Genomic DNA, 19,509 nt, shown 5'->3' on the forward strand with positions numbered 1-19,509 from the left:
TCTGAGCCTCGACGGGCCGATCAGCGCACGGGCTCAGCGGCCCCCAAGTGATGTGCGAGGAACGCGTAGTCCCAGGCGCGCTCCCTCCACTGCTCGTACCGTCCCGAGGCGCCGCCGTGGCCGCCGTCCATCTCACATTTGAAGACGATGGGCGCCTGACCCTGCTGATGCTCGCGCAGGGCCTGCACCCACTTGGTAGCTCCACATAGAGGACGCGGGTGTCGTGCAGCGAGGTGACGGCCGCGATCGCCGGATATGCAGTGTCACGGACGTTCTCATAGGGGCGTAGGACTTCATCAGCTCATAGACCGCCGCGTCCTCGATGGGGTTGCCCCACTCCTCCCACTCCAAGGCTGAGAGCGGCAGGTTCGGATCGAGGATGGTGGTGAGGTTGTCGACGAACGGCACCTGCGCCACGATCGCCCGGTACTTCTCAGGAGCCATGTTCGCCACAGCGCCCATCAGGAGTCCGTAAGCAGAGCCGCCGAGGGCGGCCACACGGTCAGCCGCGCCCCAGCCCTGGGCGACGAGGTGATCGGTGGCGGCGATGAAGTCGGTGAACGTGTTGGTCTTCGCGAGCTTCTTGCCCGCCTCGTACCAGGCCCGGCCCAGCTCGCCGCCGCCGCGGATATGCGCGATCGCGAACACGATCCCGCGGTCCAGCAGGCTCAGCCGGGCGATGCCGAAGACCGGGTTCATGCTGATCTCGTAGGAGCCGTACCCGTACACCAGCAGCGGGTTGGTGCCGTCGGCGGTCACGTCCCGGTGGTGGATGACCGTGACCGGCACCTGGGTGCCGTCCTCGGCCGTGGCCCACACGCGGCTGGTCCGGTAGGCGTCGAGGTCGACATCATGGACGGGCGTCTGGCGCCGAAGGGCCGGCGCGGCCACATCGTCGTGCGCGATGTCGTAGATGCGCGGCGGGGTGAGCCAGGAGGTGTAGACCACCCGGAAGATCGGAGCCTCATACTCGGCCGCAGCGAGGCTGAGCGTGTACAGCTCCTCCTCAAACTGCGGAGAGTCCAGTGAGGACGGCGCCACCGGCGCCCCGCCGTCGCGCACCTGCCGGATGGTGTCCAGGGGGAGCAGGAAGACCGACTCGACCGTGTCGACCCGTGCGGTCACCAGCACCTGGGACGCGGTGACGATCAGGTGCTCATCGACCTTCACCGTGTCCTCATGGGAGAGCAGGGGCCTGCCGGGGCTGAAGGTCTCAGCGCCGATCTGGGCCTCCAGCTCCTCCGCAGTGGTCAGGGAGACTGAGTTGTTGGGCCCCTCGGCGCTGTGGACCAGGACGATGCGGCGCTCGCCGTCGAGCTCTATGGGCTCGGCGCTGTGCAGCAGGCGGCGCGTCTCGGGGACGAGGAGCCGCGGCTCGGCGGAGGGGTCGGAGACGTCGAGGGTGCGGGTGGCGTTGTACTCCGAGTTGCCGGAGACGATGACCAGCTCCTTCTTGTCCGCGGAGAGGCCGAACCCGGTCCACAGCTGCTCGTCGCCTATCTCGAGCAGCAGCCGGTCCTCCTCGGCGGCGGTGCCCACCGTGTGCTGGTAGAGCCGGTATGGACGCCAGGCGGCGTCCGCCACCATGTAGTAGACGCGCTGGCCCGTCGGCTCGAGCAGGCCGCCTCCGTGGACGCTGTCGACCTGCTCGGCCAGGTTCTCGCCCGTGGTGAGGCTCCGCAGGCGCAGGGTGTAGTGCTCATCTCCGCTGGTGTCCTCGGTGTAGGCCAGCAGGCTGCCGTCGGCGCTGATGGAGAGTCCGCCGATGGAGTAGAAGGGGTGCTCGGCGGCCTCGGCGTTGGTGTCGAAGTAGACCTGCTCACCGTCGAGCTCCACGCCCGCCTCCACCTGCGGTGGCTCCCAGGACTCCGGGTCCTCAACGGGCACCCGGCAGAAGATGGGGTGCTGCTCGCCCTCGATGGTGCGGGAGAAGTACCAGAAGCCTCCTCGGCGGGATGGGACGGAAAGGTCGGTCTCGACGGTGCGGTGCCTGATCTCTTCGAAGATCGCCTCACGCAGCGGCTGCTGCTCGGCGGTGACCGCATCGGTGTAGGCGTTCTCGGCCTCCAGGTGCGCACGGACCTCGGGAGTCCTTCTCGCGCAGCCACTCGTAGGGATCGGTGAACGTGTCGCCGTGATGGGTGCGCTCGACGGGCACCTGCTTGGCCTGCGGCGGAGTGGTCGTCGTCATGACTGCCATTCCATCAGAGATCGAGGCGCGCCTGAGCCACCAGCACGGCCAGCTGTGCGCTGGAGTCGGCGTCGACCGCGCTCATCGCCCGGCTGATCGTGCTCTTGACGGTGCTGGGGAGATGAACAGCTCCTCGGCTATCTCGCCGTAGGTCATGCCGGATCCGACCAGCTGAGCGACCTGGATCTGCCGCTCGGAGAGCTTCTCCGCCTGGGCGCGGGCATGCTCGCAGACCGGGTCGGTGCGCGGAGCGATGTAGCTGGAGATCAGCCGGGAGGTCAGGGCTGGGAGATCATCGGGTCCCTGCACGGGCCATCCGGATCGCTGAGGCGAGGCGTTCGGCGGCATCGTTCTTCAGCAGGAACCCGGCGGCACCTGCTTCCAGGGCGCCGCGCATGTACACCTCGGTGTCGAAGCTGGTGACCGCAAGAACAGCGGGCGGGCTCAGGGAGCTGCGGAGCGCGGGTCGCCTCCACTCCGTCCATCTCCCCGCGCAGCTGCAGGTCCATGAGGACGACGTCGGGCCTGACGGTGCGGACCAGCTGCAGGGCGTCGACGCCGGTGGAGGCTGTGCCGACCAGGCTGAGGTCGGAATGCTCGGAGAGGATGCGTCGGAGCGAGTCGAGCACCAGCGGGTCGTCGTCCACCATCGCCACCGTGATCTGCACGCCCGGCAGTCTATCGGCTGGCTCGGATGAGCCGCAGGCGGGTCAGTCTCAGGGATCCGGAGGGCCCCAGGGCAGCTCGACCCGCAGGTGAAACATGTGGTCCTCGTGGGTGACGTCGGCGCGGCCGCCCAGCAGCTCGGCGCGTTCCCGGATTCCGATCAGCCCGGTGCCTGAGCCGCCGGCGAAGGTGCTCGGGCCGCTGCTGCGGCTGCTCACCTCCAGGCGCACCCCGCGCTCCGGGTCGCCCACGATGCGGCAGTCTGCGGCACGGTCCGAGCTGTGGCGCAGGGCGTTGGTGAGAGCCTCCTGGGTGATGCGGAAGATGCCGCGCTGCAGGGCCTCAGGCGCGGAGGAGTATCCGTCCAGCAGCACGTAGGGCCGCAGGCTGAGCCCCGCAGAGACAGCATCCTCGAACAGGTCCTGGAGGTCTTGGCCCCGGCGGGCGCTCTGGTGGGAGCCGAGGAGCGGCGCCGCCCTCCCGCAGTGAGGTGAGCAGAGTCCTGAGGTCGAGCAGGGCCTGATCGGCGTAGCTGCGGGTGGTGCGCAGCGCGTCGTCGAGATGCTGGACCTCGCCGCGCTGAGCGCTCTTCTCCAGGCTGCCCACCTGCAGCGACAGTCCGGAGAGCCTGCCCGCCAGCGTGTCGTGGACCTCGCGGGCCAGCTCCTGGCGTTCCCGCTCGCGAGCCAGTTCGCCGCTGAGCTCCTCGGCGCTGTCCTGGGCCGTTCGGGCCTCGACCGCAGCCTGCTGCGCCGAGCGGCGCAGCCGCGCCCAGAGCGCGATGCCCACCACCAGGCCCAGGCAGATCACGGCCATCGCGGCGACCAGCAGCTGGCCTGTGCGCTGGTAGTCCTCGTCGGGCCACCCCTCAGGGCATTGAGGTGGATGGCGGCATTCGCCAGGATGGCGGCGACTCCCGCTGCGGCCACCGCCCCATGCCAGCGCTGGCGCGCCCGTGCCATCCATACGGTCAGGCCCACGGCCAGGACCAAAGGATCAGCCTGCACGATGAGTGCGTTCGCGGCGCCGGCGCACAGCAGCAGGCTGGGCAGCCGCCGGTACCAGGGGAGGGTGAGCAGCACGAGCGTACCCAGCATGAACTGGACCACGCCGAAGTCGGTGACCTCGTCCGTGTGCGGGTCGATGGCCCGGACGGACGTCATCAGTGAGCTGGTGAGCAGCAGAATGCCGACAGCGATCATCAGCACGACCGCAGCGCCTGAGAGCAGTGCGCGCAGAGCGGCTCGGCGGCGGCTGCTGGGGTCATTCCGCCAGTCTACTGAGCGCGCCGGGCCTCTCATCAGGCCGGATCGGGGCGCGCACTGTGCCCGATCGGGCATCCGGGTCCGCCTGATCCCCGTCCAGCGGGAGCTTAAGATCCGGGCAGGCTGAGCAGCAGCGCAGACCGCGCACTTCTCGTTCCCTACTGAAGACAGGTGCATGATGACCTCCCACACCAGACCGAGGCCCCCAGCTCGCCGCCGAAAGCCCCAGCAGAAACACCCTGGGCATCGTCGCCCTCATCATCGCGTTGGTGGGCGCCGTATTCGCCTGCATCCCGGGTGCGCTCATCGTCGGCTGGGTCCTCCTGCCCATCGCCTTCATCCTCGGCCTCGTATCCCTCTTCCTCAGGGGAAGGCGGCGCGGCGCGGCATCGCCGCCGTCATCGTGTCGGTCATCGGCACGGTCATCGGCGTCGTCATCTTTCTGATGGTGGTGGCGGACGCCTTCGATGAGAGCTTCAGCACCGAGACCACCGCCGAGGCGCCGGATGATGCTGAGGGTGAGAGCGCAGAGGGCGCCGCGGAGCCCGAAGACGAGGCGGAGGAGCCGGAGGAGGAGGGCGGCGCCGAGGTGGAGGGCACCCGCGAGAACCCCCATCCGCTGGGCACCGAGGTGTCCAGCGGCGATTGGACAGTCACCGTGAACAGCGTGGACCTCGAGGCCACAGATGAGGTGATGGCCGAGAACCAGTTCAACGAGGCCCCTGAGGACGGGCAGACGTACATCCTGGTGAACATCACCGCTGAGTACGTCGGCAGCGATGCAGAGGGCGACATGCCCTGGGCAAGCGTCGAGTATGTTTCGCCCGAGGGGAACACGTTCACCGAAGGCGATGCCCTGATTGTGGCCCCGGACGCCTTCGACTCCTCACCACCCTCTACGAGGGCGCTTCCGAGACCGGGAACATCGCCCTTCAGGTCCCCGCGGACGACGTGGACGCCGGAGTGCTGGCTGTCACCGCCGACATGTTCGGCGACACCGTCTTCGTCTCAGTCAGCTGATCCGAGCGAATCGGATGGTTCGCCGAGTGGCGTGGGCGGCGTGGGGCTGCTGCCGTTCTACCCTGAGGGGATGAGCAGCCCCCGCCGTCCTCGCCCCAGGTGGCCCGTCGTCGCCAGCTGGTGGCCGCGGTCCTCGGTGTGCTTCTGCTCGCCCTGGTGATCTGGGTCGTCAGCTCACTCATGGGCACCGGTGAGGACGAGACCGACCAGCAGGACGCCTACCAGAGCCAGGACGACATTCCGGCGCCTGAGGGCGGGGACTCGGAGCAGGACGAGGACGCTGAGACCGGCAACGCCGATCAGCCGGACGAGGTGCCCGAGGGGCACTGCCACCCCGACGATGTGCTGGTCACCGCCAACACCCACGCCGAGGCGTACGCGGCCGATGAGGCGGTGCGGATGATCATGCAGGTCCGCAATGTCTCCGGCAGCGAGTGCACGATCGAGGTCGGCACCGCGGAGCAGACGTGGAGTGTCTCCCACAACGGCTCCGAAATCTTCACCACAGAGGAATGCGACATCGCTTACGAATCCTTTGAGCGCGACTTCTCCGCCGGTGAGACCGTCCGTGCGGACCTCAACTGGCCCTGCTCCGACTCCTCCGAGGACTGCTCCGCACCGGCAGCGATCCCCAGCGGGGAGTACCAGCTGACCGTCAGCGTCTCCGGCACTACTTCCTACCCGCACGCCTTCACTGTGGAAGGGGCTGATCCCGAATGAGTCGGCGCAGCGCGGACCCGCCCCCGCCCTACAGCATCCGGCCCGCCCGCACGCGGGATGTGCGTGCCATCCTTACGCTGTCCGAGCCCCTGGTCGATCAGCGCGTGCTCGTCCCCAAGGACGCGGTGGCCTACTACGAGGACATCCAGGAGTTCCTCATCGCTGAGGACGGCCACGGGGAGGTGGTCGGCTTCGGCGCCCTGCACGTGATGTGGGAGGACCTCGCCGAGGTGCGCACCTTGGCGACCAGCCCCACCACCCGCGGCAGCGGTCTCGGAGCCGCCCTGCTGCACCAGCTCCTCGACCGCGCCCGGAGCCTCGGCGTCACCCGGGTCTTCTGCCTGACCTTTGAGACCGCGTTCTTCGCGCGCCACGGCTTCGAGCCGCTGGGCGAAGGGCAGGAAGCGGTGGACCCCGAGGTGTACGCGGAGCTGCTGCGCTCCCCGGACGAGGGCGTGGCCGAATTCCTCGACCTCGCGCGCGTGAAGCCCAACACGCTGGGCAACACGCGCATGTTCCTCACTCTCTGACGGGGCCTCGCAGCCCTCCATCTGTTCCCCATACGTTCATCTGTCGTTCACGCATGAGCTGACTGCCGGTCATCTGGCGTCCCTAGCCTGACATGCGGTTCGCCCCGCGCACCTTGTTCTCAGGCGCCAGCCGACCAGGACGCGGGAGGGCCGAGAAGAGCACGACAAGGGCTCCGTGAAGCACCTGATGGGCACGGAGAATGAATCCTTCAGAGAGGGACACCAGTGAACGTTTTGGCTTTGGGCCGCGCTGCGGCCATCATGTCCGTCGCATCTCTGGCACTTGTTGCCTGCGGTGACGACACGGGCGACGCCGAGGAGAACGGCGACACCGGCGACACCGGCGTGGAGGAGAACGGCGGCGAGGAGAACGGCGCCGCAGAGACCGGCTCCGAGGACGGTGCAGGAGACGCTGAGGCCGCCGCTTACGAGCTCGACATCGACTACTCCGCCTTGTCCGGGAACCTCTCCGGCTCTGGTGCCTCCAGCTTCCAGCTCGCCATTCAGGAGTGGACCGCCGAGTTCGAGATCGAAACAGGCGTCCCTGTCGACTATGACGCCGTCGGCTCAGGAGACGGCCGGTCCAACTTCCTCAACGGTGCCGACTCCTTCGCTTACTCCGACGCCCTGATGGACGAGGAGGAGTACGAAGCCTCCCTCGAGCGCTGCGGCGACGAGGGCGCCTTCCACGTGCCCGCCGCCATCATCCCCATCGCCGTGGCCGTGAACCTGGACGGCGTTGACGAGCTCAACCTCGACGGCGACACCATCGCCCAGATCTTCTCCGGAGAGATCACCGAATGGGACGACGAGGCCATCGCAGAGCACAACGACGGCGTCGACCTGCCTTCGGAATCCATCACCGTGGTGCACCGCTCCGACACCTCCGGCACCACAGAGAACTTCACCGAGTACCTCGCTGAGGGCACCGACGAGTGGGACTACGAGGCGGACGGCGACTGGCCCAGCGAAGTCACCGCAGAGACAGGCGACGGCACCACCGGCGTGCTGAGCACCGCAGAGTCCGTCCAGGGCGCGATCACCTACTCAGACGCTCAGCAGGTGGAGGACGCGGGCCTCACCACGGTCAACGTCCAGGTCGGCGAAGAGTACGCCTACCCCAGCCCCGAAGCTGCTGCGGAAGCCCTGGCCGCCTCTGACACCGAGAGCGGCGGAGCGGACAACAACTTGGGCTTCGACCTCGCGCGCGACATCGATGAGGACGGCACCTACCCCATCATCCAGGTGACCTACACCATCTGGTGCAACCAGTACGACGACGAGAACGAGGCCGAGCTGGCTCGTGCCTTCGCCGCCTACATCACCTCTTCGGAGGCCCAGCAGCTCGCCGCCGACATCGCTTAAGCGCAGCACCGCTCTCGGATGAGCTGATCGAGCAGGCCCACGAGTCCATCGACCAGATCTCCGCAGGCTGATCATCGACGCTGAGCACATCGCGGTGAGGTGGTCGGGCGCACGCGTCCGGCCGCCTCACCGCTTCCTGCACCGCAGTCCGCACATCGCACCGCCTCTGGCACAGGAGACCTGGTGACCACCACCGACCACAGCACACCCGGCACCGCCTCGGCCCCGAGCCGCAGCGAGAACCGCCTCATCTCGGGGACCGGATCGGAGCGCGAGTCGATCGCAGCTTCGCCCGACTGGCCATGTCCGCTTAAGCATTCTGATTCTCGTCATTCTCGCCTTCGTCGCGATCTTCCTCTCATACAACTCCATCGGTGCGGTGTATCAGGAGGATGAGGGATTCCGCGTAGGAGAGTTCCTCGGATACGCGTGGCCCTTCGCCATCGGCACAGTCGTCGCCGCCGTGATGGCACTGATCCTTGCCACTCCCGTCGCCGTAGGCGTCGCCCTCTACATCTCCCACTACGCCCCGCCGAGGGCATCGAAGACGATCGGGTACATCATTGACCTGCTCGCCGCGATTCCCTCGGTGGTCTACGGGGCGTGGGGCTGGCTGGTCCTGGCTCCCCAGATGGTCGGGTTCTACCAGTGGCTCAGCGACAACCTCGGCTTCATTCCCTTCTTCGGCGGAAGCCCCTCCGCCACAGGGCGGACGATCGTCACCGCCTCGGTGGTGCTGGCGGTGATGATTCTGCCCATCATCGCCTCCGTCAGCCGCGAGATCTTCATCCAGACCCCCAAGCTCCACGAGGAGGCCGCGCTCGCACTGGGCGCCACACGGTGGGAGATGATCAGGATGGCCGTGCTGCCCTTCGCTCGGGCCGGAATCATCTCCGGAATCATGCTCGGGCTCGGACGGGCGCTCGGCGAGACCATGGCCGTCGTCATGGTGCTCTCGGGTGCGGGCTTCTCGCTCTCACTGATCTCCGCGTCGAACTCCACCATCCCCGCGAGATCGCCAACCAGTTCGGGAGGCGCCGCCGCTGTCGACGCTCTGGAACGAGCTGATTGCTCTGGGGCTGGTGCTCTTCATCATCACCCTGGTCGTGAACGTGATCGCCCGCTGGGTGGTCTCGCGGAACAAAGAATTCTCGGGAGCCAACTAATGTCTGAGACCGACACCAGAATCCCCACAGCCACGTCCGTGGCGGGCCCTGCCGGTCCCCTGCTAAGGGGCCGGGCAGCCCCACCCGCATGATTCGCCCGGGATCCCTGCGCGGAAACAGCATGCTTACCTGGTTCACCCCTGCGGCCGCCGCGGCGGGAGTCGCAGTCGGCTTCGGACTGGCCGTCTTGGTAGGAACAGCCAACACAGGCTTCGAGTCCGTGGAGTACTCCTGGTCCTGTGGGTCATCTTCTCTGCGGCCTCGTTCGTGGCGATCAGCTACGGAGTGCAGCGTCGAAGGCTGGGCAGGCGCAAGGCAGTCGACGGCATGTGGCGCATCCTGATCCACCTGGCCTTCGGTCTTGCGCTCATCCCCTGATCTCCGTGATCTGGTCTGTGACGGCCGACGGGATCACAGGCCTGATGAACACAGGGTTCTTCACCCAGGACATGCAGATGCACGCCCGGCGCAGCTCTGAGATGGCGATCCACGCGGGCGAGGAGCCGATGGGCGGAGGCATCCGACACGCGATCGTCGGCTCGCTGATGATCACTCTGACGGCTACTGCCATCTCAGTGCCCATCGGCCTGCTCACATCGATCTACCTGGTCGAATACTCCCGCGGCGGCCCCTGTCCCGCGGCATCACCTTCTTCGTGGATGTCATGACTGGAATCCCTCGATCGTGGTAAGCCTCTTCGGTGCGGCGGCGATGCAGAGCATCCTCGCGATCGGCGGGCAGATCGGTCTGTGGAGCTACGGAGCCGGAAACTACGGGATGGGCATCACTGCCGCCGTGGCACTGTGCGTGCTGATGATTCCCGTGGTGGTCCGCACCACCGAGGAGATGCTCCGTGTGGTGCCCAACGAGCTCCGTGAGGCCTCATACGCCCTCGGTGTGCGCAAGTGGCGGACCATTCTCAAGGTGGTCATTCCCACGGCCATCTCCGGCATCGCAGCGGGAGTGACCCTCGCCATCGCCCGCGTCATCGGGGAGACCGCCCCGATCCTGCTCACCGCCGGCACACTGAGCCGCGTCAACTGGAACATGTTCGACGCCTCCGGAATGATGTCGCTGCCGGTCTTCATCTATCAGACCTTCCAGTATCCCTTCGGCGGTCCGGGGAGCTGGAGTACCTCTCGCAGGAGCGCGCCTGGGGCGCTGCTCTCGTGCTGATCCTCATCGTGATGGTGCTGAACCTCATCGCTCGGCTCATCGCGACCCTGTTTGCGCCGAAGACGTCCGGCCGCTGAGCCTAACCCAAGCTCCCGAAGAAAGTGTGACCTGAACAGATGTCGAAAAGCATCACCGCCAAGAACCTCAACGTGTACTACGGCGACTTCCTTGCTGTGAAGGACGTGAGCATCGAGGTGGCGCCCAAATCCGTCACCGCGTTCATCGGGCCCTCGGGCTGCGGAAAGACCACATTCCTGCGAAGTCTGAACCGGATGCATGAAGTCCTCCCCGGTGCCCGCGTGGAGGGCGAGCTGTACCTCGACGACGACAACATCTACGGGCCCGGAGTGGACCCCGTGACCGTCCGGTCGATGGTCGGCATGGTGTTCCAGCGGCCCAACCCGTTCCCGACTCAGACCATTCGGGAGAACGTGCTTGCCGGGTACAAGCTCAACGGGGCCCGGCTGTCGAAGTCCGATGCGGACGACATTGCCGAGCGGGCGCTGCGCGGCGCCAACCTGTGGGCCGAGGTCAAGGATCGGCTCGACAAGCCCGGCTCTGGGCTCTCAGGAGGTCAGCAGCAGCGCCTCTGCATTGCACGAGCCGTGGCGGTGGAGCCCGAGGTGATCCTGATGGACGAGCCCTGCTCGGCTCTCGACCCCATCTCCACCTTGGCCATTGAGGACCTCATCGCCGAGCTGAAGGAGCAGTACACCATCGTGGTGGTGACCCACAACATGCAGCAGGCCTCTCGCGTCTCGGAGAAGACGGCCTTCTTCAACATTCGAGGCACCGGTGAGCCGGGCGAGCTCTTCGAGTACGACGACACCGCCACGATCTTCAACAACCCCAGCAACCCTGAGACAGAGCGGTACGTCACCGGTCAGTTCGGCTGAGCAGAGGCCGTCAGACCAGGGTGCTCAGCCCGGCCGTGATGGCGGCCGCCGCGCCGATGCCGACCAGGGGCGTCACGGCCCAGTAGAGGACGATGCGTCGGAACTGCCGCCAATTCACGGTGGCGAAGCGCTGGTTGGATCCGGCACCGATGATCGCTGATGCGGCGGTGAACGAGGTGGACAGCGGAAGTGCCGCCGCCAAGGATCCCACCACCAGCAGTCCGGCCGTGGTGGTGGTGCTGACCATGCCGCGCAGCGGGTCCATGGCCACCAGTCGGTGGCCCAGCACGTGCCCGATCCTCCATCCCCGTTGAGGCAGCCCAGCGCGATCATCAGAGCGAAGGTCAGTGTCAGTGCCGCGAGGATCGGTGCGCCCTGCGGAATGTCGGCGGCGCTCAGGGCGATCAGCGCCACGATGAGGAACCGCTGCCCCGCCTGGATCCCTGTGCCGAAGCTGGTCAGCCCGGCGCTGACGCACTGGGCCGCCCGTGAGGTGCGATTGATCTGCTCGGCCTCTTCGCCGCGCACGATGCGGGCGGCGGCGAAGACGAGCAGGTAGGCCACCAGGAACGCCGCCACCGGCGAGACGATCAGCGTCAGCAGGGGGTTGAGCCACGGCAGGCGCAGGATTTCGGAGCCGTCCACCCGGAGATGAGCCCTGCGGCAAGGGTTCCGCCCAGCAGGGCCGAGAGCAGCACATGTGTGTTCGAGGTGGGCATGCCCTGGAAGTACGTGTGCGTCTGCCACCCCAGGGCCGTGATCAGCGCTGCCAGCACCACGCTCAGAGTCATGGCGGGAGGCATGTCGGGAACGTCGAACCAGCTGTACAGGTACAGGCCCATGGGCAGGGCGGTGAGGACGCCTGCGGCGGTGCACCCGGCGGCGAGGCGCGTGGCAGCCCTGGCTGTCAGCGCACGGGTGCGCACAGGGATGGCGATGGCGTTGGGCACATCATGCAGGCCCGCCAGGTACAGGGTGGGGAGCATGAGCGCCCCCACCAGAATCAGCAGGAGGACTTCCACCTGCTCAGGACTCCCGCACCACGATGGAACCGCACACGGTGGCCACGTCGTCGCGCAGCGCGTGCATTGCGGCGAGGATCTCCGAGGCGAGCTCCGCGTGCTGCAGTGCGACGCCCGGCTGCAGCGCCCCGTCGGTGGAGGTGGACCATTCGCGATGGCCGCGGTTCGCCTGCTTGGTGAGCCGCTGGGTCTGTGACCAGTACTCCTCAAGATGGTCGAGATCGTCCAGGCGCCTCAGCGCAGAGGCGGTCAGCTCCACCTCCCGGCTGAGGACCTCAAGCTGCTGGTGAGCCTGCTCGGGCAGAGCCAGCCCCGAGCGGGTGATGAGCAGATCCCCACAGCCATCAGGTGCTCCATGGCGCGGTTGAGGTAGGCGGAGATCGAGTAGACGTCCTCACGCGGAATCGGGGTGAGGAAGACGCTCCGGATCTGGGTCATCAGAGCCAGGTGCTTGTCCATGGCCCGGCCTTCCAGCGAGAGCAGCCCTTCGCGCCGGGAGAGGCGCTCTGAGGCGGAGGTGCCGAGCAGTTCGGCGAGGAGTGCGGTTCCGGATTGGAGCTCGTCGGCTATTTCCGCGAGCAGGTTGGCTTAGCCCATCATGGCGCGCCCTGTTCAGAGCAATCATGCGTCCCCACAGCATTAGGAATGAATATCAGGTGAACTACGGGTACTGAGTCTATAGCCCGCAGGTGAACAGCTGAGGGGAGGGTGGGTGCCGGACTGGGAACGCCTCACGGCGCGTGGCCGCTCGAAGCGGCTAATGGTTGGAGCCCGGGGTTACCAGCAGCCCGGCACCGCCCATACAGTCTGGGGCCTGTGATCCCAGGCCGTCAAGCGGTCTGAGGCGGCGCTCTGCCCCGTCGGCGGGCAGGCCACGGTGGCCTGCGATGGGCTATTTGATGTACGGAGTTCCGTTGGCCGCGGGAGGCCGGACCCTGCCGACGAATCCTGCCACGGCGAAGATGGTGATGACGTAGGGGAGCATCAGCAGCATCTCGGAGGCGACGGGGTCCCAATCGCGGAGAGAGTGTTGCCCAGCGAGGTGGAGAAGCCGAAGAGCAGCGCCGCCAGCAGGGCGGACACGGGCTTCCAGCGGCCCAGAATCATCGCAGCGAGGGCGATGAAGCCTTGGCTTACGGAGATCTCGGGGCCGAAGGCGAGTCCCTGCCCGATGGTGAAGGCGGCTCCTCCGAGCCCTGCGATCGCGCCGCCGAGGATGACGTTGCGGACGCGGGTCCTGTTCACGTTGATGCCGACGGTGTCTGCGGCTTTGGGGTGCTCACCGACAGCGCGGATGCGCAGCCCCACCGCGAACGGAACAGCATGATCTGCAGAATGATGACGACGGCGTACATCAGGTAGACCAGCACCGTTTGGTTGAAGAGCACGGGGCCGATGACCGGCACCTCAGACAGCAGCGGAATCGGCAGTCGGTCCAGCTGCTGGCGAGCGTTCCACACGCCGGGGTTCTCAGTGAGCAGGGTGGAGTAGAAGAAGCTGGTCAGCCCTATGACCAGAACGTTGAGGACCACGCCCACGATGATCTGGTTGACGTGGTACTTCACCGAGAAGAACACCAGCATCGCGCCGACTGCTGCGCCGGCGAACGGGGCGGCGATGAGCCCGAAGTAGGCGTTGGTGACCAGCGAGGCGGCCACGGCGGCGAGGAAGGCGCCACCAGCAGCTGAGCTTCGATGGCGATGTTGATGACTCCGGAGCGTTCGCCGACGAGCCCGCAGAGCGCCCCGAAGATCAGCGGTACGGATAGGGCCAGGGCGCCGGTGAGCATGGTGGTGAGCGGTATGACCGCTCCGCTGCCGGATCCGGCCCACAGCAGGAAGGCGAGCACGAAGGTCACCCCGAAGAGAATGGGCACGAACAGCTGCGTCCTCTGCCGGGCCGCTGCCCGCCTGAAGGCATAGCCGGTGAGGGCCGCCAGGAGCGCCGCACACACGATTCCGCCCGCCAGTGAGGGGACGGTGATCGGCGGTATCTCGATGAAGTCCCGGGCGCTGGCGACCCGGAACACGGTGGTGCTGCCTGTCGAGGCGGAGAGCGGGAAGAGCACGCTCACCAGGGCGAGGATCAGGTAGGTGATCGGGTACTTCCAGCTGATCGGCTGGAGTGGGGCGGGCGCAGTGGCCTCTCCTGGGCGGTCACACTCATGCGGAGACCTCCTGTGAGCGCTTGGCGCCTACTGTCGGATCTTTCTGCCCGGCCTCTCCGGATCAGGGAGGAAGAAGATGGCGCGCACCAGCGGCGGTGCCGCGATCAGCAGCACGATAACGGACTGGACCACCAGAATGATGTCGATCGGCGTTCCAGTGGAGGCCTGCATGAGCACGCCTCCGGCCTGCAGTCCGCCGAAGAGAAGGCCCGCGAGGAATGTGCCCAGGGGCTTGGAGCGGCCGAGCAGGGCCACGGTGATGGCATCGAACCCCAGGGAGCCGCGACTCCGCCGGTCAGGGAGTACTGGGTGCCCAGCACGTGGGCGGCTCCCGCGAGCCCGGCGAGCCCGCCGCCGATGATCAGCACCATCGCAGTGGCTTTGGGCACCGAGATGCCGGCGGTCCTGGCGGCGTGAGGGTTCTCGCCGATGGCGCGCATCTCGAATCCGAGGGTGGAGCGCTCCAGCAGCCACCAGACGAAGACGGTGGCCAGGATGGCCAGGAGGAAGCCGGCGTGGAGCCGGAACCCGTCGCCGAGCAGCCCGAACAGGCGAGCGGATTCGTCGACGCCGGTGGACCGGGGCTGGTTCGATCCGGTCTGGACGAACCACTGCTGCTGAAGAAGGTATGCGAGCAGGTAGAGGGCAATGTAGTTGAGCATGATCGTGACGATCACCTCGTTCGCGCCGGTGCGCGCCTTGAGCACGCCCGCGATGCCTCCCCATATGGCCCCGCCCAGCAGTCCGCCGAAGAGGGCGAAGAGCATGTGGACGCCTACGGGCATGCTGAGCGTGTAGCCCAGGAAGCCTGCAAACGTGGCGCCCAGGATGATCTGGCCCTGTCCGCCGATGTTGAGCATCCCGGACCGGAAACCGATGGCGATGCCGAGGCCGCACAGGATGAGCGGCACCGCGTTGGTCATCGTCTCGGTCACGGGGCGAACCGCACGGGAGAACTCGGGCGCGGTCCAGTCGAAGACAGCGCCGCGGAAGAGGGCCGTGTAGGCCTCCGAGACGGTGGTCCAGCTGGTGACGAAGAAGTCGCCGGGCCGGGCGAAGAAGTAGCTTACGGTGGACCGGACACTGGGATCCGCAGCGAGGATCAGCAGTGCGCCCACCGCAAGGGCGATGACGACCGCCAGCAGGGAGACGACTGCAGAGGACTGGCCCATTTCTCTGAGGGCCCGGGCGAGCTTCGATTCGGCGTCCGCGAGCGAGGCGCCGTTCTGCTCGGGCTTCTTCGGGGCGTGTTCCTGACTCATCCGTCCACTTCCTCGTCCACCTCGGAGAGCGCCGTCTGGTGCTCTGCGGCAGTGCGTGCTGCCTCATCGGCGGGGACCCCGGCCATCATCAGTCCGATGACGTCGCGGGGCGTGTCCGGGCCGACGATGCCGACGACCCGTCCGCGGTACATCACAGCGATGCGGTCGGCCAGGTTGAGCGCCTCATCGAGCTCGGTGGAGACGATCAGGCAGGGGTGCCCCGGTCACGCTCTTCGATGATGGTGCGGTGCACGAACTCGATGGAGCCGACGTCCAGCCCGCGCGTGGGCTGGGAGGCGACGAAGAGCTTGAGGGATCTGCTCATCTCCCGGGCCAGCACGACTTTCTGCTGGTTGCCGCCCGAGAGGGTCCTGATGGGGTCGTCGACGGTTCCCATGCGCACGTCGAAGCGTGCGGTCTGCTCCTCGGCGGCCGCGCGCATCACCGAGGGCCTCATGGTTACCCGGAGGCGTAGGGCGGCTGGTCATACATGTCCAGGACGAAGTTCTCGGTGATGGAGAAGCCCGCAATCACCCCGTCGGTCGATCTGTCTTCCGGCACGAAGCCCAAGCCCGCGTTCAGCCGCTCCTTGATGCTGCGCGCCCTGAGGCTGGTGCCGTTGAGGAGGATGTCGCCCGAGGCTGGCTGTCGGGCGCCCAGGATCGTCTCCGTCAGCTCGGTCTGGCCGTTCCCGTCCACACCGGCCACGGCCAGAATCTCTCCTGCCCTCACGTCCAGCGTCACGTTGTCCAGCGTCACCTTGCCGGTGCTGGAGAGCACGGTCAGGCCCTGAATCTGCAGTGCGGGCTCACCGGGCTGTGCGGGCTCCTTCTGCGTGGTCAGGCTGACCTCGCGTCCGACCATCATGGAGGCGAGCTCCGTCTCGGACGCGCTGGGCGGCGCGGAGCCGACCACTTCGCCCCTGCGGATGACGGTGATGGTGTCCGCCACTGCCTTCACCTCGCGCAGCTTGTGCGTGATGAAGAGGATGGAGGTGCTTAGCCTCCTTCAGCTGACGCATGATGCTGATGAGCTCATCCGTCTCCTGCGGGGTCAGTACGGCGGTCGGCTCATCGAGAATCAGGACCTTCGCGTCCCGCGCGAGGGCCTTGATGATCTCGACGCGCTGCTGGACGCCGACCGGAAGCTCTTCGACGGTGGCGTCGGGGTCCACATCGAAGCCGAATCGGGCTGAGATCTCCTCGACCCTGCGGCGGGCGGCGGCGAAGTCGAGCATGCCGACGCCGGAGGTGGGCTCGTAGCCCAGGGCCACAGATTCGGTCACGGTGAAGACCGGGATCAGCATGAAGTGCTGGTGCACCATGCCGATCCCGGCCGCCACGGCGTCGCCGGGGCCGTCGAAGCTCACGTGCTCACCGTCCAGGAGCATGTCCCCGAGGTGGGGAATGCATGCCGTAGATGGTGTTCATGAGGGTCGACTTGCTTACCCTGTTCTCACCGAGCAGGGCGTGGATCTGCCCAGGCTCAACGGTCAGGCTGATGCTGTCGTTGGCGGTGAAGGAGCCGAACCTCTTGGTGACGTCCCGCAGCTCAAGTTTCACGTCGGCGACCTATGCGTTGCGTGCCTGGGTCCGGCGCTCGTACAGACTCGTCACTCGTCCTCGTCGGCGTCGCCCTCTTCGGCCTCAGCGTCATCCTCGGAGGGGCGTTCTCACTGTCGATGACCGTCTCGCCCGAGATGATCTCCTCGGTGATCTGGTCGAGGGCGTCCATGACGTCCTCCGGGACCTCGTCCTCGAAGTCGTGGAAGGGCGCCAGGCCGACGCCGTCGTTCTCCAGGTCGCCGACGTAGGGCTCGTTGCTGAACTCGTCGTTGGCACCCTCTTCGATGGTGTCGTAGACGGCCTGGGAGATCTGCTTGAGCACCGAGGTCAGGATGATGTCGCCGTATTCGGTGGACTCGTAGCCGTCGGAGTCGACCCAGATCATCCGGGCGTCTGCGGACTCGATGGCCGGTCCGGCGCCCAGTTTGCTGCTGCTTGGCGACAGGCATGATGATGTCGGCGTCCTGAGCCAGGAGCTGCTCAGTGACCTGCTGGCCCTGGGTCTGGTCGGAGAAGTCGCCGGAGAAGGATCCGTTCTGGGAGTCCTTGTCCCACCCGACGAGCTCGACGTCCTCGTCGTTGTCCTCGTTGTAGCGCTCCACGCCGCGGCGAAGCCGTCCATGAAGACGGTCACCGAGGGAATCTGGATGCCGCCCCAGGTGCCGACGACGCCGCTCTCGGTCATAGCGGCGGCCGCATAGCCGCCGAGGTATGCCGCCTCTGCGGTGTTGAACACCAGCGGCTTGCCGTTCTCGTGCTCCTCGGAGAACACTTCGTCGATCAGGGCGAAGTCGGTGTCGGGGTTCGCTTCGGCTGCGGCGTTGAGGGACTCTTCGAGCAGAAAGCCCACGCCGAAGACGATGTCGCAGCCCTGCTGGACCATGGCGTCGACGTTGCTGCTGTAGTCGGCCTCTGACTGCGACTCTGCGGTCTGGTCATCGATGCCGAAGTCGTCGATGGCGGCCTGCAGGCCTTCGTAGGCGGACTGGTTGAAGGACTGGTCGTCCCAGCCGCCCTCGTCGGAGACCAGGCATGCGGTGTAGTCGACGTCTTCGGCAGCCTCGCCGTTCTCGCCGTCGCCGTTCTCCTCATCGGGGCTTCGCCGCAGGCGGAGAGCGTCAGTGCGGCAGCGGCGGCCAGGGCGATGCTTACTCGGGCGGTGATGGGCTTCATGGTGGGCTCCTCGGATGGTGCGATGTGAGTGACGGCTGCGCCCGTTCACGCAGCGTTGGAGAGAATCTTACGTCCGGATGTGTTTCTCCGATGTATCTGGCCGCTGGCGACGACATTGTGACGTCGACGGACGAGGCTGACGCCCTCTCAGTCCAGGGTGCTTACTCGGTATGAGCGGGCCGAGAGCTCAAGCTCCTCGGCGGTGCGGACCAGCTGGTTGGCGCGGGAGGTCAGGCGCTGGGCGTCGCCGGAGGAGACTCCGCGCTGATCGGCCCAGAGGGCTTGGCCGCGGGCGATGACCCGGCAGAATGCGGCAGCTCGGTCGAAGGCCACGTCGACGTCGCCGTCGTGCATGCCGCTGAGCACCCGGTCGGCCAGGCGGGTCATCTCTTCGGCGGTGGGCGGATCGGCGATGCTTGCGATCGCGTGCGGTGCCGAGTGCGAACGCCCCAGCTGGTAGTACTCGCTCATGCGCTCGGGGAGGCGTGCACGGCGGTGCGAAGGGCGTAGATCCTCCACAGCGAGCTTACCAGAGAATGGGCGGAGGAGTGGGACCACAGCTCGGCGACGGCGTCGATGCCCTCGGTCTCGGCGAGGCGGACGAATCGTGATGTCAGATCGGGATCCCCGGCGCTGCGCCCGGCCTCGACCAGGGCGTGGGCCGAATCATGGGCTGCCTGGGAGATCGCGGCAGGATCGGCTCCGCCTTCTCTGCGGTCGAAGCTGGCCGGGTCGGACAGTGAAGGGCGGTGGTGGGAACGGGAGGCCATCAGGGCTGATCCGCCTCGGCCGGGTCCTGAACCTCGGTGTCGTCGTTCTCGTCGTCCTGCTCGGGGTATTCGGCATCGACGCGGCTGTCCTCGATGTCGAGATCCTCGAGTTCGACGACTTCGCGGTCACCGAGCGGCTCCTCGAGCGGCACGGTGATCTCGGCCTCGACGACTTCAGTGGTGCACACCTCCGGGGAATCGGGCAGGACACCGGTGATCAGCGCGACGGCCACCTCGTCCTCGTCCTCCTCCGCCTCGTAGCGGATGCCGTAGCACTCGGGGTTCCCCATCCAGGTGGTGAAGCGCAGCTCCGCCTCCCCAGACTCCTCCACGCCTGTCCACGGCTGGGGGCGTTCGCTCTCGAGGGCGTCGGTGGTCTCGGTGACGGTCTCCATGTCGGCGGCGGATGGCGCGCTGGCCGCGCCGTCGTCGGCGTCGTCCCCGCAGGCAGCGAGCGCCAGCGCGGCGGCACCGGCGGCTGCGGCAAGGCGGAGATGCGATGTCATGGGTATACGATCCACCCTCCTACCGGTCCAAGGTCAAGTTTGGGCGGCC

19 protein-coding genes and 7 pseudogenes are annotated in these 19,509 nt (G+C 67.0%); 9 read left to right on the forward strand and 17 right to left on the reverse strand.

The genetic code is table 11. The features are described from left to right. Positions 1-20: 20 nt before the first annotated feature. From K0H76_RS03680 to K0H76_RS03705, 6 genes and pseudogenes are all read right to left on the reverse strand, one after another. A pseudogene (locus K0H76_RS03680) lies at positions 21-2,200 on the reverse strand (S9 family peptidase). Between the two features lie 72 nt (positions 2,201-2,272). Beyond that, positions 2,273-2,500 (reverse strand): LuxR C-terminal-related transcriptional regulator, encoded by a 228-nt coding sequence (locus tag K0H76_RS03685; RefSeq protein ID WP_258934505.1) that lies wholly within the window; start codon positions 2,498-2,500, stop codon positions 2,273-2,275. Beyond that, positions 2,470-2,859 (reverse strand): response regulator transcription factor, encoded by a 390-nt coding sequence (locus K0H76_RS03690; protein WP_258934506.1) that lies wholly within the window; start codon positions 2,857-2,859, stop codon positions 2,470-2,472. Before K0H76_RS03690 ends, K0H76_RS03685 begins: the two co-directional genes overlap by 31 nt. 48 nt (positions 2,860-2,907) lie before the next feature. Further along, positions 2,908-3,231 carry a hypothetical protein gene (locus K0H76_RS03695; protein ID WP_258934507.1) on the reverse strand — a complete coding sequence of 108 codons (324 nt, stop codon included), beginning with the start codon at positions 3,229-3,231 and terminating at the stop codon, positions 2,908-2,910. Further along, positions 3,200-3,667: a histidine kinase gene (locus K0H76_RS03700; RefSeq protein ID WP_258934508.1), complete on the reverse strand. Its 468-nt coding sequence runs from the start codon at positions 3,665-3,667 to the stop codon at positions 3,200-3,202. The genes K0H76_RS03695 and K0H76_RS03700 overlap by 32 nt, the downstream gene beginning before the upstream one ends. Continuing rightward, positions 3,664-4,059, reverse strand: a complete 396-nt coding sequence (locus tag K0H76_RS03705; protein ID WP_258934509.1) for a hypothetical protein — start codon at positions 4,057-4,059, stop codon at positions 3,664-3,666. The genes K0H76_RS03700 and K0H76_RS03705 overlap by 4 nt, the downstream gene beginning before the upstream one ends. Positions 4,060-4,391: 332 nt before the next feature. On the opposite strand from K0H76_RS03705, the gene K0H76_RS03710 reads away from it, so the two are divergent. The 9 genes and pseudogenes from K0H76_RS03710 to pstB all read left to right on the forward strand — a co-directional run bounded on the left by K0H76_RS03710 (position 4,392) and on the right by pstB (position 10,995). Continuing rightward, positions 4,392-4,568, forward strand: a complete 177-nt coding sequence (locus K0H76_RS03710; protein ID WP_258934510.1) for a hypothetical protein — start codon at positions 4,392-4,394, stop codon at positions 4,566-4,568. Continuing rightward, complete coding sequence (locus tag K0H76_RS03715) at positions 4,526-5,302, forward strand: DUF4352 domain-containing protein (RefSeq protein WP_258934511.1); 777 nt, start codon at positions 4,526-4,528, stop codon at positions 5,300-5,302. Before K0H76_RS03710 ends, K0H76_RS03715 begins: the two co-directional genes overlap by 43 nt. Further along, positions 5,263-5,862 (forward strand): hypothetical protein, encoded by a 600-nt coding sequence (locus K0H76_RS03720; RefSeq protein ID WP_258934512.1) that lies wholly within the window; start codon positions 5,263-5,265, stop codon positions 5,860-5,862. Before K0H76_RS03715 ends, K0H76_RS03720 begins: the two co-directional genes overlap by 40 nt. Next, positions 5,859-6,392 (forward strand): amino-acid N-acetyltransferase, encoded by a 534-nt coding sequence (locus tag K0H76_RS03725; protein ID WP_258934513.1) that lies wholly within the window; start codon positions 5,859-5,861, stop codon positions 6,390-6,392. Before K0H76_RS03720 ends, K0H76_RS03725 begins: the two co-directional genes overlap by 4 nt. Positions 6,393-6,653: 261 nt before the next feature. After that, the gene (pstS, locus tag K0H76_RS03730) at positions 6,654-7,757 is read left to right on the forward strand and encodes a phosphate ABC transporter substrate-binding protein PstS (protein WP_258934514.1); all 1,104 of its coding nucleotides are present in this window, start codon (positions 6,654-6,656) and stop codon (positions 7,755-7,757) included. Positions 7,758-8,073: 316 nt separating this feature from the next. Beyond that, positions 8,074-8,923 (forward strand): annotated as a pseudogene (gene pstC / locus K0H76_RS03735) (phosphate ABC transporter permease subunit PstC). A gap of 88 nt (positions 8,924-9,011) precedes the next feature. Next, positions 9,012-9,266, forward strand: coding sequence for a hypothetical protein (locus K0H76_RS03740; RefSeq protein ID WP_258934515.1), 255 nt, complete (start codon positions 9,012-9,014; stop codon positions 9,264-9,266). Then, positions 9,263-10,176, forward strand: a pseudogene (pstA, locus tag K0H76_RS03745) (phosphate ABC transporter permease PstA); the annotation flags it as partial. The gene K0H76_RS03740 and the pseudogene pstA, both read left to right, overlap by 4 nt. 39 nt (positions 10,177-10,215) lie before the next feature. Next, a complete protein-coding gene (gene pstB, locus K0H76_RS03750; RefSeq protein WP_258934516.1) occupies positions 10,216-10,995 on the forward strand; it encodes a phosphate ABC transporter ATP-binding protein PstB in 780 nt (259 codons plus the stop codon). A gap of 114 nt (positions 10,996-11,109) precedes the next feature. On the opposite strand, the gene K0H76_RS03755 is transcribed toward pstB, so the two are convergent. The 11 genes and pseudogenes from K0H76_RS03755 to K0H76_RS03805 form a co-directional block, all read right to left on the reverse strand. Beyond that, on the reverse strand, positions 11,110-11,640 hold the full coding sequence (locus K0H76_RS03755) for a hypothetical protein (protein WP_258934517.1): 531 nt from the start codon (positions 11,638-11,640) through the stop codon (positions 11,110-11,112). Beyond that, entirely contained in the window at positions 11,592-12,017 is a 426-nt protein-coding gene (locus K0H76_RS03760) for an inorganic phosphate transporter (RefSeq protein WP_258934518.1), read from the reverse strand. The genes K0H76_RS03755 and K0H76_RS03760 overlap by 49 nt, the downstream gene beginning before the upstream one ends. A gap of 4 nt (positions 12,018-12,021) precedes the next feature. Further along, complete coding sequence (locus K0H76_RS03765) at positions 12,022-12,276, reverse strand: hypothetical protein (RefSeq protein ID WP_258934519.1); 255 nt, start codon at positions 12,274-12,276, stop codon at positions 12,022-12,024. After that, on the reverse strand, positions 12,267-12,476 hold the full coding sequence (locus K0H76_RS03770) for a hypothetical protein (RefSeq protein ID WP_258934520.1): 210 nt from the start codon (positions 12,474-12,476) through the stop codon (positions 12,267-12,269). Before K0H76_RS03770 ends, K0H76_RS03765 begins: the two co-directional genes overlap by 10 nt. Positions 12,477-12,909: 433 nt before the next feature. Next, positions 12,910-14,133: pseudogene (locus K0H76_RS03775) on the reverse strand (ABC transporter permease). Between the two features lie 78 nt (positions 14,134-14,211). Continuing rightward, positions 14,212-15,356 (reverse strand): annotated as a pseudogene (locus K0H76_RS03780) (ABC transporter permease). A gap of 86 nt (positions 15,357-15,442) precedes the next feature. After that, positions 15,443-17,008, reverse strand: a pseudogene (locus K0H76_RS03785) (ABC transporter ATP-binding protein). A 100-nt stretch (positions 17,009-17,108) separates the two neighbouring features. Next, positions 17,109-18,184: pseudogene (locus K0H76_RS03790) on the reverse strand (BMP family ABC transporter substrate-binding protein); the annotation flags it as partial. Between the two features lie 147 nt (positions 18,185-18,331). Continuing rightward, positions 18,332-18,655: a hypothetical protein gene (locus K0H76_RS03795; protein WP_258934521.1), complete on the reverse strand. Its 324-nt coding sequence runs from the start codon at positions 18,653-18,655 to the stop codon at positions 18,332-18,334. Then, on the reverse strand, positions 18,652-18,954 hold the full coding sequence (locus tag K0H76_RS03800; protein WP_258934522.1) for a hypothetical protein: 303 nt from the start codon (positions 18,952-18,954) through the stop codon (positions 18,652-18,654). Before K0H76_RS03800 ends, K0H76_RS03795 begins: the two co-directional genes overlap by 4 nt. Beyond that, positions 18,954-19,460 (reverse strand): hypothetical protein, encoded by a 507-nt coding sequence (locus K0H76_RS03805; RefSeq protein WP_258934523.1) that lies wholly within the window; start codon positions 19,458-19,460, stop codon positions 18,954-18,956. The genes K0H76_RS03800 and K0H76_RS03805 overlap by 1 nt, the downstream gene beginning before the upstream one ends. Positions 19,461-19,509: the final 49 nt, after the last annotated feature.

It is taken from the genome of Nesterenkonia pannonica, from assembly GCF_019575955.1.
Classification (GTDB): domain Bacteria; phylum Actinomycetota; class Actinomycetes; order Actinomycetales; family Micrococcaceae; genus Nesterenkonia; species Nesterenkonia pannonica.